At 38.5% G+C, this 19,058-nt stretch carries 14 protein-coding genes, 2 tRNA genes and 1 riboswitch; of the genes, 2 read left to right on the forward strand and 14 right to left on the reverse strand.

The features are described 5' to 3' along the window. Nucleotides 1-127 precede the first annotated feature (127 nt). The 4 genes from P6922_RS04580 to P6922_RS04595 all read right to left on the reverse strand — a co-directional run bounded on the left by P6922_RS04580 (nt 128) and on the right by P6922_RS04595 (nt 4,884). A complete protein-coding gene (locus P6922_RS04580) occupies nt 128-754 on the reverse strand; it encodes a nitroreductase family protein (RefSeq protein WP_007553577.1) in 627 nt (208 codons plus the stop codon). 112 nt (nt 755-866) lie between these two features. Beyond that, nucleotides 867-1,817, reverse strand: a complete 951-nt coding sequence (locus tag P6922_RS04585; protein WP_007553713.1) for a magnesium transporter CorA family protein — start codon at nt 1,815-1,817, stop codon at nt 867-869. A 161-nt stretch (nt 1,818-1,978) separates the two neighbouring features. Continuing rightward, complete coding sequence (locus tag P6922_RS04590) at nt 1,979-3,217, reverse strand: dicarboxylate/amino acid:cation symporter (RefSeq protein WP_276874736.1); 1,239 nt, start codon at nt 3,215-3,217, stop codon at nt 1,979-1,981. Between the two features lie 311 nt (nt 3,218-3,528). Beyond that, entirely contained in the window at nt 3,529-4,884 is a 1,356-nt protein-coding gene (locus P6922_RS04595; RefSeq protein ID WP_007554691.1) for an alanine/glycine:cation symporter family protein, read from the reverse strand. Between the two features lie 94 nt (nt 4,885-4,978). Further along, a riboswitch (glycine riboswitch) is annotated at nt 4,979-5,068 on the reverse strand. Between the two features lie 326 nt (nt 5,069-5,394). On the opposite strand from P6922_RS04595, the gene P6922_RS04600 reads away from it, so the two are divergent. Together P6922_RS04600 and P6922_RS04605 are read left to right on the forward strand one after the other, a co-directional pair. Then, nucleotides 5,395-5,470, forward strand: a tRNA-Trp gene (locus tag P6922_RS04600). Between the two features lie 3 nt (nt 5,471-5,473). After that, nucleotides 5,474-5,550 (forward strand) — tRNA-Arg (locus P6922_RS04605). Nucleotides 5,551-5,699: 149 nt separating this feature from the next. Here the strand turns inward: P6922_RS04605 and nrdE are convergent. The 10 genes from nrdE to nrdD form a co-directional block, all read right to left on the reverse strand. Next, the gene (gene nrdE, locus P6922_RS04610) at nt 5,700-7,892 is read right to left on the reverse strand and encodes a class 1b ribonucleoside-diphosphate reductase subunit alpha (protein ID WP_276874738.1); all 2,193 of its coding nucleotides are present in this window, start codon (nt 7,890-7,892) and stop codon (nt 5,700-5,702) included. A gap of 21 nt (nt 7,893-7,913) precedes the next feature. Continuing rightward, on the reverse strand, nt 7,914-8,336 hold the full coding sequence (gene nrdI / locus P6922_RS04615) for a class Ib ribonucleoside-diphosphate reductase assembly flavoprotein NrdI (RefSeq protein ID WP_007555915.1): 423 nt from the start codon (nt 8,334-8,336) through the stop codon (nt 7,914-7,916). Further along, entirely contained in the window at nt 8,336-9,352 is a 1,017-nt protein-coding gene (nrdF, locus tag P6922_RS04620) for a class 1b ribonucleoside-diphosphate reductase subunit beta (protein ID WP_276874740.1), read from the reverse strand. The genes nrdI and nrdF overlap by 1 nt, the downstream gene beginning before the upstream one ends. Before the next feature lie 306 nt (nt 9,353-9,658). Further along, on the reverse strand, nt 9,659-10,990 hold the full coding sequence (locus P6922_RS04625) for an MATE family efflux transporter (RefSeq protein ID WP_276874742.1): 1,332 nt from the start codon (nt 10,988-10,990) through the stop codon (nt 9,659-9,661). A gap of 139 nt (nt 10,991-11,129) precedes the next feature. After that, nucleotides 11,130-11,609, reverse strand: coding sequence for a dihydrofolate reductase (locus P6922_RS04630; protein WP_276874744.1), 480 nt, complete (start codon nt 11,607-11,609; stop codon nt 11,130-11,132). Continuing rightward, nucleotides 11,606-12,397: a thymidylate synthase gene (locus P6922_RS04635; protein ID WP_276874745.1), complete on the reverse strand. Its 792-nt coding sequence runs from the start codon at nt 12,395-12,397 to the stop codon at nt 11,606-11,608. Before P6922_RS04635 ends, P6922_RS04630 begins: the two co-directional genes overlap by 4 nt. Then, nucleotides 12,398-14,746 carry a DNA helicase RecQ gene (gene recQ, locus P6922_RS04640; protein ID WP_276874747.1) on the reverse strand — a complete coding sequence of 783 codons (2,349 nt, stop codon included), beginning with the start codon at nt 14,744-14,746 and terminating at the stop codon, nt 12,398-12,400. It abuts the gene before it with no gap. Between the two features lie 149 nt (nt 14,747-14,895). Beyond that, complete coding sequence (locus P6922_RS04645) at nt 14,896-15,963, reverse strand: ADP-ribosylglycohydrolase family protein (RefSeq protein ID WP_276874749.1); 1,068 nt, start codon at nt 15,961-15,963, stop codon at nt 14,896-14,898. A 251-nt stretch (nt 15,964-16,214) separates the two neighbouring features. Beyond that, a complete protein-coding gene (gene nrdG / locus P6922_RS04650) occupies nt 16,215-16,769 on the reverse strand; it encodes an anaerobic ribonucleoside-triphosphate reductase activating protein (RefSeq protein ID WP_007554696.1) in 555 nt (184 codons plus the stop codon). 47 nt (nt 16,770-16,816) lie between these two features. Further along, nucleotides 16,817-19,009, reverse strand: coding sequence for an anaerobic ribonucleoside-triphosphate reductase (gene nrdD / locus P6922_RS04655; protein WP_276874751.1), 2,193 nt, complete (start codon nt 19,007-19,009; stop codon nt 16,817-16,819). Between the last annotated feature and the right edge of the window lie 49 nt (nt 19,010-19,058).

Raw genomic sequence — 19,058 nt, forward strand, 5'->3', positions numbered from 1 at the left:
GTGTTTTTATTTTAAAAAACGAAAATCTCCACCTCCTTTTATATTTTTATTTTATCATAATTTTATTTTTATTTATCTGTATTTTAAATAAAAAAAAGAAGGTAATCGTTTTTACCTTCTCTCAGTTTTATTCACTTGTTTCTTCCGCTTCTTCATACCTTGTCCAGTCTATTACCTCTTCCAAGGGTTTTCTTGCCGGTTTTCTCGCTTCTCTGTCGGTGTATCCGAATGCTATTGCCGCTACCGCTTCACCGTCCGTTTGGAGCCATTCTTTGATTTCTTCGTATGCAAGATAAATATTGCATGTCCAAAGACTTCCTATACCTCTTTGTGTCGCTTCAAGGCACATATTCTCTATTGCGGCGGATACCGATTGTACGTCCGTAAGTTCAAGAAGATGTTCCGCCATTGTGAGCGGTTCATTGTAGGGTTTACCTTTTGTATTCATTACGAATATTATAGTGTCGGCTTGTTGTAAAATTCTCATCGTGTAAATTGCCGATGGTATCAATGCTTCGTAGCTTTTTCCGAATGTCGCATGCAAATCGTTTCTGTTTCTTTCTATTCCGGCTTTCATTCTGCGTGCGAGTTCTTTTTTTCCGCTTCCCGAGATTACTATAAATTTCCAAGGTTGTGCATGTTTTTCGGACGGTGCAAGAGTTCCCGCTTCAATTATTTCCATAATATCTTTTTTTGCTATCGGTTTTTTTATAAATCTTCGTATACTTCGTCTTTTTTCAATTGCTTCTATCATGTTTCTCCTCCTTGTGCATCGGATTTTTATTATAATATTATTCGCATTTATTTTTCAACCGTTTATTTTTCCGTATTGTTTCGTAAATAAAAAAACAACTCTTTCGAGTTGTTTATAACATATCTTTCCACCATAGGACAAGTGCGAAAAGTCCGGTTATTATAATTCCCGATACCACCATGACCGTAAATCCCAAGGATGAGTTTTGGAAGGGCAGCGGCACGTTTACTCCCCACAGACTATAAATAACTGTCGGTACCGCAAGAAGAATTGTCACCGATGTCAAAAATTTCATTATTTGCGACAATCTGTTCGAGATAATCGAAGAGAACGATTCCATTGTAGATATAAGTATGTTGGTGTATATACTTACCATTTCCAATGCCTGTTTGTTTTCTATGATTATGTCTTCCAAAAGGTCTTCGTCTTCTTCATACATTTTGAGTAATGAAGGTGTGCGTCCTCTGCGAAGTCGCATCAGTCTTTCCATTACATTTTCATTTGAGTGAAGTGCGAAGTTGAAGTATGTGAGTGATTTTTGAAATTCGAGTAATCTGTAAAGTTCTTTGTTTTGCAAAGATTTCTTTATTTCATCTTCCACTTCTTCGGTCTGTTTGTAAATGTGCTTCAAGAAATAAAGGAATGTCGATGCCGATTCCAAAAGTATCTGAAAGAGAAAACGTGTTTTTTTGTAAGTGTAAAATGACAAAAAACTTTCGTTTAAAAATCTTTCTATAACTCCGTTTTCTTCAAGGCATACAGTCACAAAAAGTTTCGGTGTGATAAATATACCGAGCGGAAGTGCATCGTATGCGTCTTTTTCCAGTACTACGGGAGTATTTACAACTACAAATATGTATCCTTCTTCCAATTGAACGTGCGCACGTTCTTCACGGTCAAGTGCCATTTTGAGCGTTTCAATCGGAATGGATGTCAATCTGTTTAATGTCAAAAGTTCATCCATATCTGGGTTTGAACAGTTTATCCAAGAGCCTTTTTCCGCTTTTTCCGGTTGTATTTCGCAGAGTATATGATTTTCATCGTGTTTATACGCTTTGAGCATGTCACGTTCTCCGATCTGTCTTTTATTACTTGCATAATTAATATAGACAGTCTTCGAGATTATGTCAACCTTTTTCGGTTTTTACATTTGAAAACCCTCCGCTCGATGTTGTATCCGTTTTGCGAATACACCCGACGGAGGGCTTTTTTTATTTCTATGTTTTATTTTTCGTCCGTAAATATTTCTATATTGCTTTTTACTATTTCTTTTCCTTCAGATTGGTTTACAACTACCGCAACCATTGCGTCACCTGTAATGTTCATACATGTTCTGAACATATCCATAATACGTTCCACGCCGGCTACCAGTGCCAAACCTTCGATCGGAAGTTGTACCGATTGAAGTACCATTGCAAGCATTATAAGTCCTGCTCCGGGTACACCTGCAGTACCGATTGATGCGAGTGTTCCCGTAAATACTATCATAATCATCTGATCGAATGTAAGCGGTACATTGAATGCGTTTGCGATAAATATCGAACAAATACCCATGTAAAGTGCTGTACCGTCCATGTTCATCGTTGCACCGAGCGGAAGTACGAAGCTTGCTATATCACGACGTACACCGAGTTTTTCTTCGGTGTTTTTCATATTTATCGGAAGTGTACCTGCAGATGAACATGTTGTGAATGCAATTGCCATCGCTTCGGACATTCCTTTGAAGAATTTTATCGGATTCATTTTACCGAATGTCGCAACAAGTCCTCCGTATACCAGCGCCGCTTGAGTTATACTTCCTATTGCCATACACAAAATTACGGAAAGCAACGGCAACAATACTTTAGGTCCGTTTGTTACAACTACCGGAAGAAGTAATGCGAACACACCGATCGGAGATAATTTCATTACCATGTTGATGATTTTGTAGCATACTTCCGCAAATGCATCAAAGAATTTAATCAAAGTTTCCGCACGTTGTCCGCCGACGGAAATAATTCCGGCACCGATGAAAAGTGCAAATATAATAACAGGAAGAATATCGGCTTTTGCCATTGAAGCTATAGGATTTGCAGGTATCATATTCAAAATTACCTGCATAATGCTCGGAGCTTCTTTCACTTTTTGAGCTGCAGCGTTTGCCGCTATTGTAATGCCCACACCCGGCTGAATTATTCCTGCAACTGCAAACCCGATAACGATTGCCACTGCAGTTGTAACAAGGTATATACCCAAAGTCTTTATACCTATACGACCGAGTTTCTTCAAATCACCCATACTTGTCATTCCGACAACTAATGAACAGAATACTACCGGTACGATCATCATTTTAATCAAATTGATGAACATGGTACCTATCGGAGCTATCCACATCTGAACCGGAGCCGCTGCACCTTCTCCCAATATAAGTCCTACAATTACGGACAGTACGAGAGATAAAAAGATTTGAATTGATAAGTTCATATACTCTTCCTCTTTTCGTAGAAATAAAAAATTTACTATATTATACCTAGACTAAAGTATGTTTTCAATAGTAAATTGAGTTTTTTTCATAATTCTATGAGTTTTTCTTTTAATTGTTTTTATTCTTTCAACTTTTTTCCCGGAAAAATTTATTTAATAAAAAAATGCGATACTTTTAAAAATATCGCATTTTTACTAACTTTTTTATTAATAATTAGATACTTGTTTTCAATTTTATTCAATAATGGTACGCATGAACTGTTTTAATTATAAACTATTTATTGATTTTTCTATTAAAAACTTTTATAGCATTATTTCAATTTTTTCTTTTCGGCGAGATGATCCATGTATTTCTTTGTTTCCACCACAACTACACCGGACAATGCTATAAGTGCTATAAGGTTCGGTATTGCCATAAGTCCGTTTACTATATCGGCAAGTACCCATATTTCTTCAAGTTTCATGAAAGGTGTACTTGCAATAATCAAAATGAAGACTATACGGTAGGGCAATATCGCTTTTACTCCGGCGAGGTACTGAATGCAACGTTCACCGTAGTAGTTCCAGCCGAGAATTGTTGTGAATGCAAACAGGCACAGTCCTATCATAAGCATGTAACTTCCGTAAATAGGGAATGCTTCCATGAATGCGGCACGTGTAAGTGCGGCACCGTTCAAGTCGGTTGTCCAAAATCCGGATACTACAAGTGTCAGACCTGTCATTGTACAAATAATTATTGTGTCTATGAATGTACCTGTCATGGAAATAAGTCCTTGTTCGGCGGGCCATTCGGTTTTTGCAGCCGCCGCAGCTATCGGTGCCGATCCCAAACCTGATTCGTTGGAGAATACACCTCTCGCAACACCGCTGCGTATTGCCAGCATTACGCTTGCTCCGGCAAATCCTCCCATTGCCGCTGTAGGAGTGAATGCGGATTTCAAAATAAGTGCAATTGCCGCCGGTACTTGGTCCGCAAAGTAAATCAAAACTCCGAAAGTTGAAATTACATAAATAACCGCCATTGTAGGAACAATCTTTTCCGCAACTTTCGCTATTGATTGAAGTCCGCCCAATGTAATTGCCGCTACAAGTATTGTTACAACTGCCGATGTCCAAATCGGATTTACTCCCAATGTCATGCTTGTCATGTCGAGAATTGAGTTTACTTGTGCGAATGTACCGATACCGAAGTAAGCTACACCGATACCGAAAACTGCAAACAATGCACCGAGCCACTTGTACTTTTCTCCCAAACCGTTCTTTATGTAGTACATGGGACCTCCGGCAATCTGACCGTTTGCATCGACTTCACGATATTTCACCGCAAGAAGTCCTTCCGCATATTTTGTCGCCATACCGAAGAATGCAGCTATCCACATCCAGAAAATCGCTCCGGGGCCTCCGGCGTGAACCGCTGTCGCAACACCTACTATGTTACCGGTACCGACAGTAGCCGAAAGTGCGGTGCAAAGTGCTTTAAACGAATCTATATCTCCGCTGCCTTCGTTTTTCGCCGAGAAAATCAGTGACAACGCTTTCGGCAATTTATGTATTTGCAAAAGTTTAAGACGCAAAGTCAAAAATATACCTGTTCCCACCAGCAAAATCAAAAGCGGCGGTCCCCAGACAAATGAGTTTATACTGCTCAATATTTCCAATAAATTCATACATACCTCCAAATAAAAACTCCGGATGTTCACAACTCCGGAGTAAAAATTCAAAAGAATTTAAAGGAAATTTTCACAAATATAAAAATATCCTGTAAATTGCTCTGTCCTTTTGCCTGAGAGATTAAAGCCTTACGACCTTTTACACCTTCGGCGCCCGTCGGGACTCTCCAGAGACGTGTCCGGATACGTTACCCATCTTTTTCAAGACACCTGAGAGTGTAACTCCTTCGGTAAGCTTTCGCTTTCTCACGTAACCTTCATCCACTATGTTAAATTGTTGAGAATAATTATAACGCTATATAAAAAAATTTGCAAGCATTTTTTATTTTTTATGCAAATTAAATTCAAAAATTACCGAATGTTTTTATAGTCCAAATCGAAGTTCTTACAAATTTACAAATTTTAATTGCATTACTTTCAAGATTTTAATTTTTCATTTAAAAGACTTGATTTTTTTATTTTTATTTGCTATTATGTATAAGTCACGTGGGTATTTACCTACGGCGCAGGGGCATAGCGCAATTGATAGAGCAACGGTCTCCAAAACCGTAGGTTGGGGGTTTGAGTCCCTCTGCCCCTGCCATGAGGCCCAGTAGCTCAGCTGGATAGAGCACTTGACTACGAATCAAGGTGTCGGGAGTTCGAATCTCTCTTGGGTCACCAGAAGAACGGTACTATAGTACCGTTCTTTTTTTGTCACAAAACCCCAAACACTGTAAAAAGACTTTCTAATGAAGGTCTTTTTGCAGTTATAAGCATTTGCAAAATTTCATAATGCATGCAAAAAGGGCAACCGAGTGTTGCCCTATTTTTTATATCATACATGTTTGACATTCTTCGGAACCGTCACAATTTCGTACTTCTTTGTTTTCGTTTTTGATTATTGAATCTTCTTCAAATTTTTCGCTTCCTTCAAGAACGTCTTGTCTTATTCTCACATAATAAATCGATGAACATTTCTTTTTGAATGCTCTGATGTATGCACGATTCAAATCTCTTGTGGTTGCTTGCGATGTGACAAAGAGTGTCATAGCTATCGCCTGATCCACGTGTTTTTGTGCCGCTGCCGCCACGTCTATTATCGCATCGGGACCGACTTCATATGCACCTTTTTCATAATATTTGTAATTTTCATCATCTATCTCATACGCCGGAACATATACTCTTCCGAGTTTACCTTCCTTACGTACTTCTACCGGAGATACTACCGGTTGCAATGAAGGTGTGCATGATGACAAGTAAGAAATCGAACCGGTCGGCGCTACCGCCAAAAGATGCGCATTTGCAAGTCCGTTTTTCTTTATATCTTCCACAAGCACTTTCCAATCTTCTTGTGTAGGTATGTAAAAATTGTACTTTTCAAACAATTCTTTTACCTTTTCGGTTTTCGGTGCGTTCAATTCTTCGGTGTACTTTTTGAAATATGAACCGTCCGCATATTCGGAGTCCGCAAATCCGGTAAACGCACCTTTTTTCATCGCCATGTAATGTGATGCCTTGAATGCGTAATATGCCGTTGCATAGAAGAACATATCGGTAAAGTCTACAGCTTCCGGAGTATCGTAGTAAATATGATGTGTTGCCAAAAATCCGTGTAAATTCATCGCTCCCAAGCCTATCGCATGATTTTCCTCATTGCCTCTTTTTATCGAAGGTGCGCAATTCAAATCGGATGCACGTGACACTCTGTCCAACGCTTCTACCGCACGTCCGATCATTTCTCCGAAATTTTTACCGTCTTTCATCGCTTCGGCAATATTTATCGAACCCAAGTTGCAGCAAATATCCTGACCTACATGGTAGTAACTCATGTCTTCGGTGTATGTACTTGCAGTAGATACCTGTGCTATTTCGCTGCAAAGATTGGACATTACTATACGTCCGGCTTTTTTATGAGGATTTCTTTCGTTTACCGTATCTTCATAAAGAATGTACGGATAACCGGACTCGAACTGTATTTCCGCCAAAGTTTGGAAAAATTTTCGTGCATTTATGTACGTTTTTCTTACCTTGTCATTTCTCAAAAGATTTTCATATTCTTTTGTTATGGAAATATCCGTCATCGGCTTTCCGTAAACTTTGTATATGTCATAAGGTGAGAAAAGTGCCATATCTTCACCCTTTTGTGCAAGTTGGAATGTAATATCGGGTATTACCACACCCAAAGATAAAGATTTGATACGTATTTTCTCATCCGCATTTTCACGTTTCGTATCCAAAAACTTCAAAATTTCGGGATGATGTGCGGAAAGGTATACTGCACCGGCACCCTGTCTTTGTCCGAGCTGGTTCGCATAGGAAAAAGTATCTTCCAGAAGTTTCATCACCGGAACAACTCCGCTTGACTGATTTTTTATACCCTTTATCGGCGCTTGTCCTTCACGCAAATTTGTAAGACAAAGCGCAACTCCGCCGCCTCTTTTTGAAAGTTGCAAGCTTGTAGCCACACCTCTTGCAATAGATTCCATATTGTCTTCAAGTCTTAAAAGATAACAGGAAATATATTCACCTCTACGTTTTTTACCCGCATTCAAAAATGTAGGAGTTGCCGGCTGAAATCTGTTTGAAAGTATATCTCCGACAAGCTTTTTTGCAAGATCTTCACTACCGTTTGCAAGGAAAAGCGCATTCATTATCGCACGTTCGGTAAATGTTTCAAGATAATATTTTTTATCGTCCGTTCTAAGTCCGTATGACGTATAAAACTTCATCGCTCCCATGAGATTTCTGAATTTGAAATCGTATTCCTTACCTATCGCATATATTTCACGGATGAAAGTCTTACTGTATCGGTTCAATATTTCTTCATCATAATAGTTGTTGTCAACCAAGTATTTCAATTTTTCTTCAAGTGTAGAAAATTTCATCATTGAAGGTTCGATTTGAGTTTTTATGTATTCTTGAACGGCTTCCTTGTCCGACTGAAAGTGGTACTTGCCGTCTTCGTCCTTGAACTTTGTAAGTGCATTCAAGGAAATATATTTTTCGGATGATGTTTTTGACATTTTTTCCCTCGTTTTTACTTTTTATTTTTTAAACATTTCATTTAAAATATTCTGTACTTTTTCCACATCGTACTTCGTGCCTAAAAGCTCGAATTTATAAAGCCACGGCACCTTGAGTTTGTTCGCTATTATCGGACCGGCTATTGCATATGATTCTGCAAAATTCGTATTTCCCGAACTTATTACACCCAAACAATGTTTACGATTTTCTTCATTGTTCAAAAAATGTATAATCTGTTTTTTTACCGAACCGTGAGTGTCGACTTTACCGTCTTTCGTATGTCCGCCGCCTCCGTAAGTCGGTACTATAAGCACATAATCACGATTTACATGGAGTTCCTCGTCAAGCTCTATCGGTATACGTGATTTCTCACAATCAAGTTTCTCTACAAATCTGTGTGTGTTGTTTGATTTTGTCGAAAAGTATACTACATATGGTTTCATCAGAAATCCCAATCCTCATCTGTTGTTTCTTCAGTTGTACCGATAACGTACGATGAGCCGCTGCCGGAGAAGAAATCATGATTTTCGTCCGCTCTTGCCGAAAGTTGTGCAAATACTTCCGGTGCGATATGCGTTTCTTCTTCACTGAAAGGTGAATCGTAACCTAAATTCTGAAGGAATTTTCCGGCATTGTACACGCTGAATCTTATAGCGTCATCCGCAATATCGAATCCCTTGTAAAGGTCACGCAAATATATTTTCTCAAGTTCTATTTCCTCTTCCATCAAGTCGAATACGAACTTCTTCATTTCCGCTTTTCTTGCATCGTTTTCCTTTGAGATTTTTTGCTGATACTTGTAGCCCGAATAATAATTATGTATGACTTTATCACGCAATATAAGACGTATCATGTCGGAAGTATTCGGAAGTTTTGCACGTGACGCCAAGTAGAAAGGTAAGTAAAATCCTCCGTAAAGCAAAAATCCCGGCATAAGAGCCGCCGCAACCTTCGACCTCAAAGGATCGTCACCCGTATAGTAAGGTATGAGCAACTTCGCACGTGCCTGAAGTGCATCGTTATTTACAACCCACTCATGCGCCTCTTCGATTTGCTCGCTTGAACAAAGTGTAGAAAAAATCGTTCCGTACGAACGTGCATGCACACCTACCATAAAAGCGAAATTTGCATAAATAACCTGCTCATGATCGGTTACAGAATTTTTTATCTGAGCTATATCTCCGATTGACGCCTGAACGGTATCAAGTAATGTAAGTCCGGTAAATGTACGTGTAACAAGTTGTTTCCAGTCGTCGGAAAGAGTATTCCAAGAAGGTATATCATTCGACATGGGAATATTTTCAGGAAGCCAGAAATTTTGAGTTACACGATTCCACACTTCCAAATCTTTATCGTCATTCATTACATTCCAATTTATTGAACGCATATTTTTCTTGTCTTTTGCATACGCATATTCGACAGGAGATTGCGATTTCATGTAATAATTTTCTTTTGACATATTTCACCTCATAAAAGCTTTTCAAACCTTATCGCTTATTTTCGATACATTTAGATTAACACAATATATAGTACAAATCAAATACCATAAATCTATATATAGTAGTGAAATAATTTTAAAATATCCATGAATTATCGTACTTTTTGCAGTTTCATAAATTTTTGCATATAAAAATTTTATTTATTTTTTACAAAAAAGCATAGGAAATAAAACAACGCACACTCTTTTTAAAAAGTATGCGTTGTTTTCATTTTACAAATCTCTGCTGAAGTAAATATATTTTATTTCTTCATTAAATTTTATTTTTCAAACTTTCAATTTTTTCAGCGAGCGAAGTATGAATATAAGTGATATGAATATTACCGAAAAGTCAACTATCGAAGATGCCGACCACACTCCTTCTATGCCTATGTACAAAGGCAGTACCAGCACCATCGGGATAAAGAGCAGCAATTGATCGGCCACTACAAACCATGTTGCGGATTTTCCGTCACCGATTGATTGGAAGTAGGTCATACCGGTTATCATGACTCCGTTCAATGCGTATGCCGCAAAAAATATTCTGCTGTAATGTACACCGACACTTGCCAAACTTTCCGATACTCCGAATATGAGAAGTATTTCTTTCGGAAATATCATTATCGGCAGCCAAAATACCGCTGCAAGCAGTGTGGATGCACCGAGAAATGTGTACATTACTTTTCTTACACGTTCCATTTTTCCTGCACCGTAGTTCGTACCTACTATCGGTTGAAGTCCTTGACTCATTCCCCACAAGGGTATGAATGCAAATCCGTAAACACGAAGTACCGCCGACATAAGTATTCCATGCATATCTCCGCCGTATTGAAATGCCGCTTTGTATAAAAATATTTGTCGTACCATGAAAAGAAGCGACATAAGCATTGCGGAAACTCCGACGGAAAACATTTCTTTCGTTATTTCCGTGTCCGGCAAAAAACTTTTTATTTGTACGATTTCACTTTTTTTCATAAAGTAGTGCAATGTGAATATCGCCTGTAAAATTTCTGCAAGCACCGTTGCAATTGCAGCGCCTTCGATTGCGTATTCTCCCATATTGAGCATAAGTATCGGATCGAAAACTATATTGAATATCGCACCGCCCGCCATAATAATCATTGCACGCCGAATAAGTCCTTCGCCACGCATTACCATGTTTGAGCATTGTGAAAAATTTGCAAATAAAGAACCTATGAAAAGCACACGCAGGTATCTTATACCGTATTCTTTTATTATTCCGGTCGCACCGATCATATCCAAGAAGTATGAACTTACCGAAATTCCGGCAATTGTAATTATAAGTGAAGTGACTGTTGACCAGAAAAGTAAATTCCCCATAATCAAATCTACGGTTTTGTAATCTTCTCTACCCAACGCACGTGAAAGAACGGATGCCGATCCCACTCCTATCAGAGTCGCAATTCCGCTGTTTATCATCAAAAGAGGTACTGCAATACCGCAAGCTGTAAGTGCGGCTTCGCCTATAATACGTCCGGCAAAAATACCGTCCATAAGCGGATAAAGTCCAATTACAACCATTCCCAAAATTGCCGGCAAAGACAATTTCATCATGAGTTCAAAAGGTGTTTGTGTCAAAATTTCTTCACGTACGGTCATGCTACACCTCCTTTTCAATATATTAATAGTATCATACAAAAATATGTAAAGTAATATTTTTTATATTTTGTTTTAATTTATAAATAATATTTCCGTTCCAAATTTAAAAAGTACGAATTCATTTTCGTACTTTTTAAATTTATATATTTTTTCTTTTGTACACTACAAACTTGTGCGGAATCGTTTTGTCTTCGCTTTCAATTTCTTTTTCTATTTCCCATTTGTTCATGTCTAAATCCGGAAAATATGTATCGCCTTCATATTCTTTTTCAATTTCCGTTATGTAAAGTTTGTCCGCTTTTTCCAAAAACGCTTTATAAATATGTCCGCCGCCGATTACGAAATTTTCGCCTTCCGGCAATGATTTCACGAGAGTTTCCACATCATTGAAAACTTTCACTTCATCTTGCGCTTTGTAATTTTTATCTCTTGTAAGCACGTAATGAGTACGATTGGGAAGTAACTTCGGAAAGCTTTCAAATGTTTTTCTTCCCATTATAATCGGATGACCCGTAGTACATTTTTTGAAATATTTGAGGTCGTCTGAAATGTGCCAAATAAGTTTGTTGTCTTTCCCGATTACTCCGTTTTTAGCTCTTGCGACAATTATAGATATCATACCGACACCGCCATAGGTAGTTTACCGTGATGCTTGTAATTTTCCAGTACGATGTCTTCCGGCTTGAAGTCGTAAAAATTTTTTACGTCTTTATTCAAAACAATTTTCGGTGCTTCATATGCTTCATCAAGTCTTGCAAGTTGCACTTTGAGTGCTTCTACATGATTTTGATAAATATGAGCATTGTTTATTACATGTGTAAAAAGTCCCGCTTTAAGTCCGGACACTTGCGCAATCATATGAGTAAGTGCGGCATATTGAGCCATATTGAAAGGTACACCCAAGCCCATATCTCCGCTTCTTTGTACGAGCATGCAGTTGAGTCTGCCGTCACTTGTCACGTCCCACATGGTAAGAAACGCACATGGATAAAGTGCCATTTCCGGTAAATCTTTTACATTCCAAAGATCTACAACCATTCTTCTGCTTTCGGGGTTGTTTTTCAATAAATCGAGCAATGTATCTACCTGCTTGTATTCTTTAAGCTGGTATCCGTATGCTTTTCCGATTGTACCGTCATTGAGCATCCATTCGTCCCAAATATGGCAATTCCATTTTTGAAGTTCACGAACGTCATTGGACTGTTTTTGCCAGATCCAAAGTATTTCCTTTATAGAAGTTTTAAATGCTACAAACTTCGTTGTAAGTATGGGAAATTCCTTTTCAAGGTCAAATTGCATTATTTGATGCGGCAATTTATATGCCGGCATTCCTGTACGATTGTTTCCCAAAGAACCGTTTTCCAGTATATTTTTTACAATACCGAGATATTGTTTGTCTGCGTTCATTTACTTCCTCACTCTCATATTTACTATATTGCGATAAGCATCTATCGCACGTATTATTTCTTCCTTGTGCTTTCGCTGCTCATCATTCAAATACTTCTCCGGATTTTCATCCGAATAAAAGCATTTTATCAAATCTTCGTCTATTCTGTACAATTCTTTTTTTACATGAATTTTTCTTCCGATGCGTTCCAATACTTTTGTCATATACAACAAAAATGCCTGTTTGTCGGTTTCTGAAAATTCCGTATTTTCAATATTTCCGACTAATTCGATTTCCTTTAAAAATATTTTTCCGTACTTTTCGATTTTTCGAGGACCTATCCCCTTTATCGCCGAAAGTTCGTCAAGAGTTTTCGGAGCTTTTTTTGCAATTTCTTCCAAAATTTTATCACTGAATATCAAGTGCGGTTTTATATTTTCTTTTTCGGAAATATTTTTACGAAGTTTGAAAAGTTTTGCCGACATTTCATATTTATTTTGTCTTGTCGTTGTTTTTATTTCTTTTGAGTCGTTTCTCAAATTTTCAAAGCTTTTTTCTTCATCGCTTTTTACTTTTTTGTCTTTTACACTTTTTAAAAGTTCGATAAAACGCTTTCCGTATTTTTTTAATTTGAATGCTCCCACGCCTTTTACTTTTGCAAGTTCATCTTCAGTTGTCGGCATTTTTATGAGCATATCCGTAAGTGTAGCATCTGAAAATATTACAAACGGAGGAACTTTTTCTTCGCTTGCTATTTCTCTTCTCAGTTTACGCAATATTTCAAAGAATGCTCCCTTATTTTTTATTTTTACTTTCTTTTCCGTTATCGTATCTTCGATTACGTCACTTGCCGCACTTGCAATCGACATTACCTTCCTTGTTCCGTCAAGTACTTCCTGTGCTTTTTCGGTAAGCTTCAATACCGGATACGGTTCGCCTTCACGTCTTAAATATCCGTCCGCCATGTATCGTGCAAGCATGGATTTTATATGTTTCGCACTTTCAAATGAAAGTCTTCCGTAGGTCGGTACTTTGTCGAGTTTTCGTTCGATAACCGATTTTGAACGACTCCCTTTCAAAATATCCGCTATAACCGACATTCCGAAATGTTCATTTACGATTTTTATCGTACGAAATGCCAATACGGCAATGTCCGTCACGTCCGCTTTTGCACATTCGGTAAGGCATCGGCTGCAATGTCCGCAATTCTCTTTCGGTTTTTCACCGAAGTATTTCAAAATGAAGTTGCGCAAACATTCTCCGGTTTTGCAGTAGTCGATCATTGCGTGCAATCTTCTGTAATCTTTCTTTTTCCTGTCTTCATCACCGAAACTTTGTTCAATCAAAAATTTCTGTATTCCGCTGTCACGTCCGCTGTAGAGCAATATACATTCGGCATCATCTCCGTCACGTCCTCCACGTCCGGCTTCCTGATAGTATGCCTCAAGACTTTTCGGCATTTGGTAATGAATTATGTAGCGTATATTGCTTTTATCTATTCCCATACCGAACGCATTTGTCGCAACCATGATTTGCACTCTGTCGAATGAAAAATCTTCTTGAGCTTTTCTTCTTTCGTCATCGTCCATTCCGGCGTGATACTTTCCGACCGAATGACCTTGAGCTTTTACATACTCGTATACTTCATCGGCCGCTTTGCGTGTCGCACAGTAAATTATTCCGCTTTCTTCTTTGTGTGCGGAAATATACTTACTCAAAAAAGAATATTTGTCTGTATCCGTTATTACCGTAAAAGACAAATTCGGTCTGTCAAGACTCGTTTTGAAAAGTCGTGCATCCGAAAGTCCCAAACTTTCACGCATATCTTTTTCCACTGCTTGTGTTGCCGTTGCCGTAAATGCTGCAATTATCGGTTTTTTCGAAAGTGTATTTATAAAGTTACGTATTTTGCGATAACTCGGACGAAAATCATGCCCCCATTGCGATACACAATGCGCCTCGTCCACAACAACCATTGAAAGCGGAACTTGCGACAGACAATGTGTAAAGTAAGATGCCTCGAGTTTTTCCGGCGCCATGTACAGAAGTTTTATATGTCCTCTATATAATTCACGCAAACGTTCTATCGACTCTTCATATGTCACCGTACTGTTTACGTACGAGGCGGAAATGCCTTGTTCGTTCAATGCTTCAACTTGATCTTTCATAAGTGAAATCAAAGGAGAAATAATGACGCTGCCGTAAGGAAACATCAAAGCAGGCACTTGAAAACAAAGTGACTTTCCGGCACCTGTCGGCATGATTGCAAGTACGTCTTTACCGCTTAATATTTCATCTATGACTTCACCCTGCATGGGACGAAACTCGTCATAGCCGAAATATTTTTTCAATATTTGCTCACGTGTCATATATTCTCCTTTCCACATCTTTTTATTATAGCATTTAAAAAAATATATTTTCCAAAATTCAAAAATATATCCGTATTTAATTCAAAATATAAATTCATATTTTTCAAATAAAAAAAGAGTTGTACTTTTGAAATACAACTCCGTTTTCACTATTTTCTTAAAATTCTTTTTTCGCACATATGGCAAAACTTTTCCGCTAAAAGTTCTATGCTTTCTCTTCCTTCGAGCATGTCCGTCCAATAATTCGGTAAAAATTTTTCTCCATGACGAATGCCTTCAAGCGCTCCTGTAATCGATGCCACTGCAGATGAATTTCCGCCATGATTTGCAGCTGCAATAACCGCTTCGAAAGGATCGTCTATGGTCATAAAACAAAATACCGCCATAGCAAGCGCTTCATTCGCTTTTTCTCCGCTGCCGAGTGAGTTTATACTGTCGATATAATCCCAAGAACCGCCCTTGCCGGCAGGATGTTTAACGGATTGTTCCTGTGCTGCAGAAAGCAAGGATATAATCGAATCGGAATTATCAACTTTATTCAAAAATTCATATATGGTTTCCAAAGCTTTCGGAATGGAACTTCCCGAAACCGAAAGTGAAACCAATGCCGCAAGCGTTCCGGCCGAGAGTACAGCAATATCCGATGAATGTGTCAGATACGCAATTTCAACGGCTTTTTCAAATGCAAGCTTGAAATCGTCCGAGTACAAAAGTCCCACAGGTATCGCACGTGTCAAAACGCTTGAACTTTCACTGTCGTTCAATTTATGTTTCTTCGTACCTCTTTTGACTGAAGAAAGCGCATTCAGACAATCTTCATCGCCTTCCCGTCTTTCATGCATAAATTTTTTATGTATCAAACAGATTTCATGCTCATGTGATTGACGTCGCATCCATGACTTCTGCCCTCTGCGAGGTTCTTCACCGGTTTGTCCGTAGTACCAACGCATATAACCTTTATAAACACCCTCGGTGACATCAATTTTCTTTGCATCCGACCATAAAAGTCCGTCAACCGTTGAAAGCATAAGTTGGGTAAGTTCCGTAACCGGTGCGGATTTGCTTATACTCTTTTTTGTGCGAACAAGCAAGCGCAACCCGAATTGCCCGAAAATACTCAAAATTTTTTCTTGCGATAAATGTATAAGCGGATACCCGAGTGCATCGCCACACGCTTCACCCAGCAAGGCGCCACGAACTTCTTTCAATTCCAACACAGTATCACTCCTCAATACATTTGCCTTGTAAATAAAAACCTCTGCAAAAAATTTCACAGAAGCTGTTTACCATGAATAAATTTTCTGATATAATGTAAAATTTATGACTACATATATTTTACCACGTTCATAAAAAAAAATAAATAACTCTTAAATATCATAACTTTAAATTTCAATATTCAAATTTCGGTTTTTATTAAATAAACATTCAATAAAAAACGCAAAGATTTTCAGGTCTTTGCGTTTTGATTTTATATTCTTGCGCTTTTTGAAGTTGCGACTCCGAAGGGATTCCAGAAACATATTTTCCCTTCTTTCAAAGATTTTTGTACGTCTATCGTTCTTTGATTGGACGATCCTTTGAATACGAGTCTGACATCTTTTTTTTCGAGTATGAATTTCCCGTCCACAAGTATGTCTATATATTTCAAAAGTTCGGGCGTTTCATAGAGTTCTTCCGACATCCAGCCCAAGAGGTCTTTGTCGAAAAGAAAACCGGTAAAACACCACAAATCTTTTTTCGGATACATTTCTTTAAAGCGTCTTACAAGAGGAAGTATACATTTTTGATTTTCCGGTTCCATCGGTTCGCCGCCCAAGAGTGTGAGTCCTTGGTAGCATTCTTGCCCGAGTTTTTTCAGTATATCGTCTTCGACTTCTTTTGTGTACGGTTCACCGTAGTTGAAGTCCCATGTCATTGCATTGAAACAACCTTTGCAATGATGACGGCAACCGGAAACGAACAGACTCAATCTTATTCCCGGTCCGTTTGCTATATCGTATTCCTTAATGCCGCCGTAATTCATATTTCTTCCTCTTGACTTTCAATAATCTTCGCTTCTTGAGTTTTCTTTTACAAATGAAGCACTCTGTCTTTTATTTCCTGAGTTCTTCCCTGATTCCAGAATTGCGTTCCTATGTATCCGCATGTTCTTCTTGCTACCGACATTTTATGCTGGTCGTGATTTTTGCAAGACGGACATTCCCAAATCAATTTTCCGCTGTCATCGGTTACTATTTTTATTTCTCCGTCATATCCGCACACTTCACAGTAGTCGCTCTTTGTATTGAGCTCCGCATACATTATATTTTCATATATGTACTTCATTACGATGAGAACTGCCGGCAAATTGTTTTGCATATTCGGAACTTCCACATAACTGATTGCACCGCCCGGTGAAAGTTTCTGGAATTCCGATTCGAATTTAAGTTTGCTGAATGCATCTATTTTTTCCGCTACATGTACATGGTAACTGTTTGTAATATAGTTTTTGTCGGTTACATGCTTGATTATACCGAAACGTTTCTGCAATGCTTTTGCAAATTTGTATGTTGTCGATTCCATCGGTGTGCCGTAAACGGAGTAACTTATATTTTCTTTGGCTTTCCATTCACTGCATTTGTCATTGAGTTTCTGCATTACTTTGAGTGCAAATTCTCTTCCTTTTTCAGTTGTGTGAGATTCACCTACCATGCGGTAAGACATTTCACAAAGTCCGGAATATCCCAAGGATATTGTGGAATAACCGTTATATAAAAGTTTATCTATCGTTTCGCCTTTTTTAAGTCTTGCCAATGCTCCGTACTGCCAAAGTATCGGTGCAACGTCCGAAACGGTGCCGAGAAGTCTTTCATGACGACAACGCAATGCACGATGACAAAGTTCAAGTCGATCTTCGAGTATTTCCCAGAACTTTTTCATATCTCCATCGGAAGAACATGCAACGTCCACGAGGTTTATTGTTACTACCCCTTGGTTAAATCTTCCGTAATACTTATGTGATCCGTCCGGATTTCTCTGACTGTCTTCAACTGTCAAGAATGAACGGCATCCCATACATGTATATACATCTCCCTGTTTCATTTCCTTCATTATTTTTGCTGAAATGTAATCGGGAACAAGACGTTTCGCACTGCATTCCGCTGCAATTTTCGTCAAGTAGTAATACTTGGAATTTTCATGTATGTTGTCCTCGTCAAGTACGTAAATAAGCTTTGGGAATGCCGGTGTTACCCATACGCCTTTTTCGTTCTTTACCCCTTGCATACGTTGAACGAGAACTTCTTTTATAATTTTCGCCAAATCATCACGAATTTGTCCTTCGGGAACTTCATCCAGGTACATGAACATAGTTACAAACGGAGCCTGTCCGTTGCAGGTCATGAGTGTAATAAGTTGGTACTGAATTGTCTGTATACCGCTCTTTATTTCATTATCCAAACGTTTTTCGACAATTTTATTTACAATATCTTCATCATTGCTTTCACCGGTAAGTTCACGTTCTTCGAGAACTTGTTTCTTTATCTTTTTACGGCTTATATCTACAAAAGGTGCCAAGTGCGACAAGGTGAAAGACTGTCCGCCGTACTGGTTACTTGCGACCTGTGCGACAATCTGAGTCGTTACATTGCAAGCCGTAAAGAAACTGTGCGGCTTTTCAATCAAAGTCTGACTGATTACGGTACCGTTCTGAAGCATGTCCTCAAGATTTATGAGATCGCAATTATGCTCACGCTGTGCAAAATAATCCGCATCGTGAAAGTGAATAATACCCTCTTCATGCGCACGAACGATTTCCTCGGGCAAAAGCAATCTCTTTGTCAAATCCTTACTGACTTCACCTGCCATGTAATCACGCTGAGTGGAATTTATTATCGGATTTTTATTTGAATTTTCCTGTTTTACTTCTTCATTGTTCAAATCAATCAAAGAAAGAATTCCGTCATCGGTCGTATTGCTCTTACGTGAAATTTCACGCTTATAACGATAACGCACATACTTCTGTGCCACTTCATATGCACGCATCTCCATAATTCCACGTTCCACCATATCCTGAATATCTTCGACATGAACGGCGTGAGAACATTTATCCGCAAACTTGGCAATAGTTTCCGCAACACCGCAAATCTGATAATGATTCATGCGATGAATTCCGTCCACTTCCTTGTTTGCCTTCTCTATAGCTGCAACAATTTTGGAAATATCAAAAGTAACCTCTTCACCGTTACGCTTTATTACCTTGTTACTTACGACAATATCCTCCATAATGCTCCCCTTTCACGATTTACCGTACTTCAATCTATCTTTTCATTGT

Origin of the sequence: Dialister micraerophilus (assembly GCF_947090205.1) — a bacterium.
Lineage (GTDB): Bacteria > Bacillota > Negativicutes > Veillonellales > Dialisteraceae > Dialister > Dialister micraerophilus.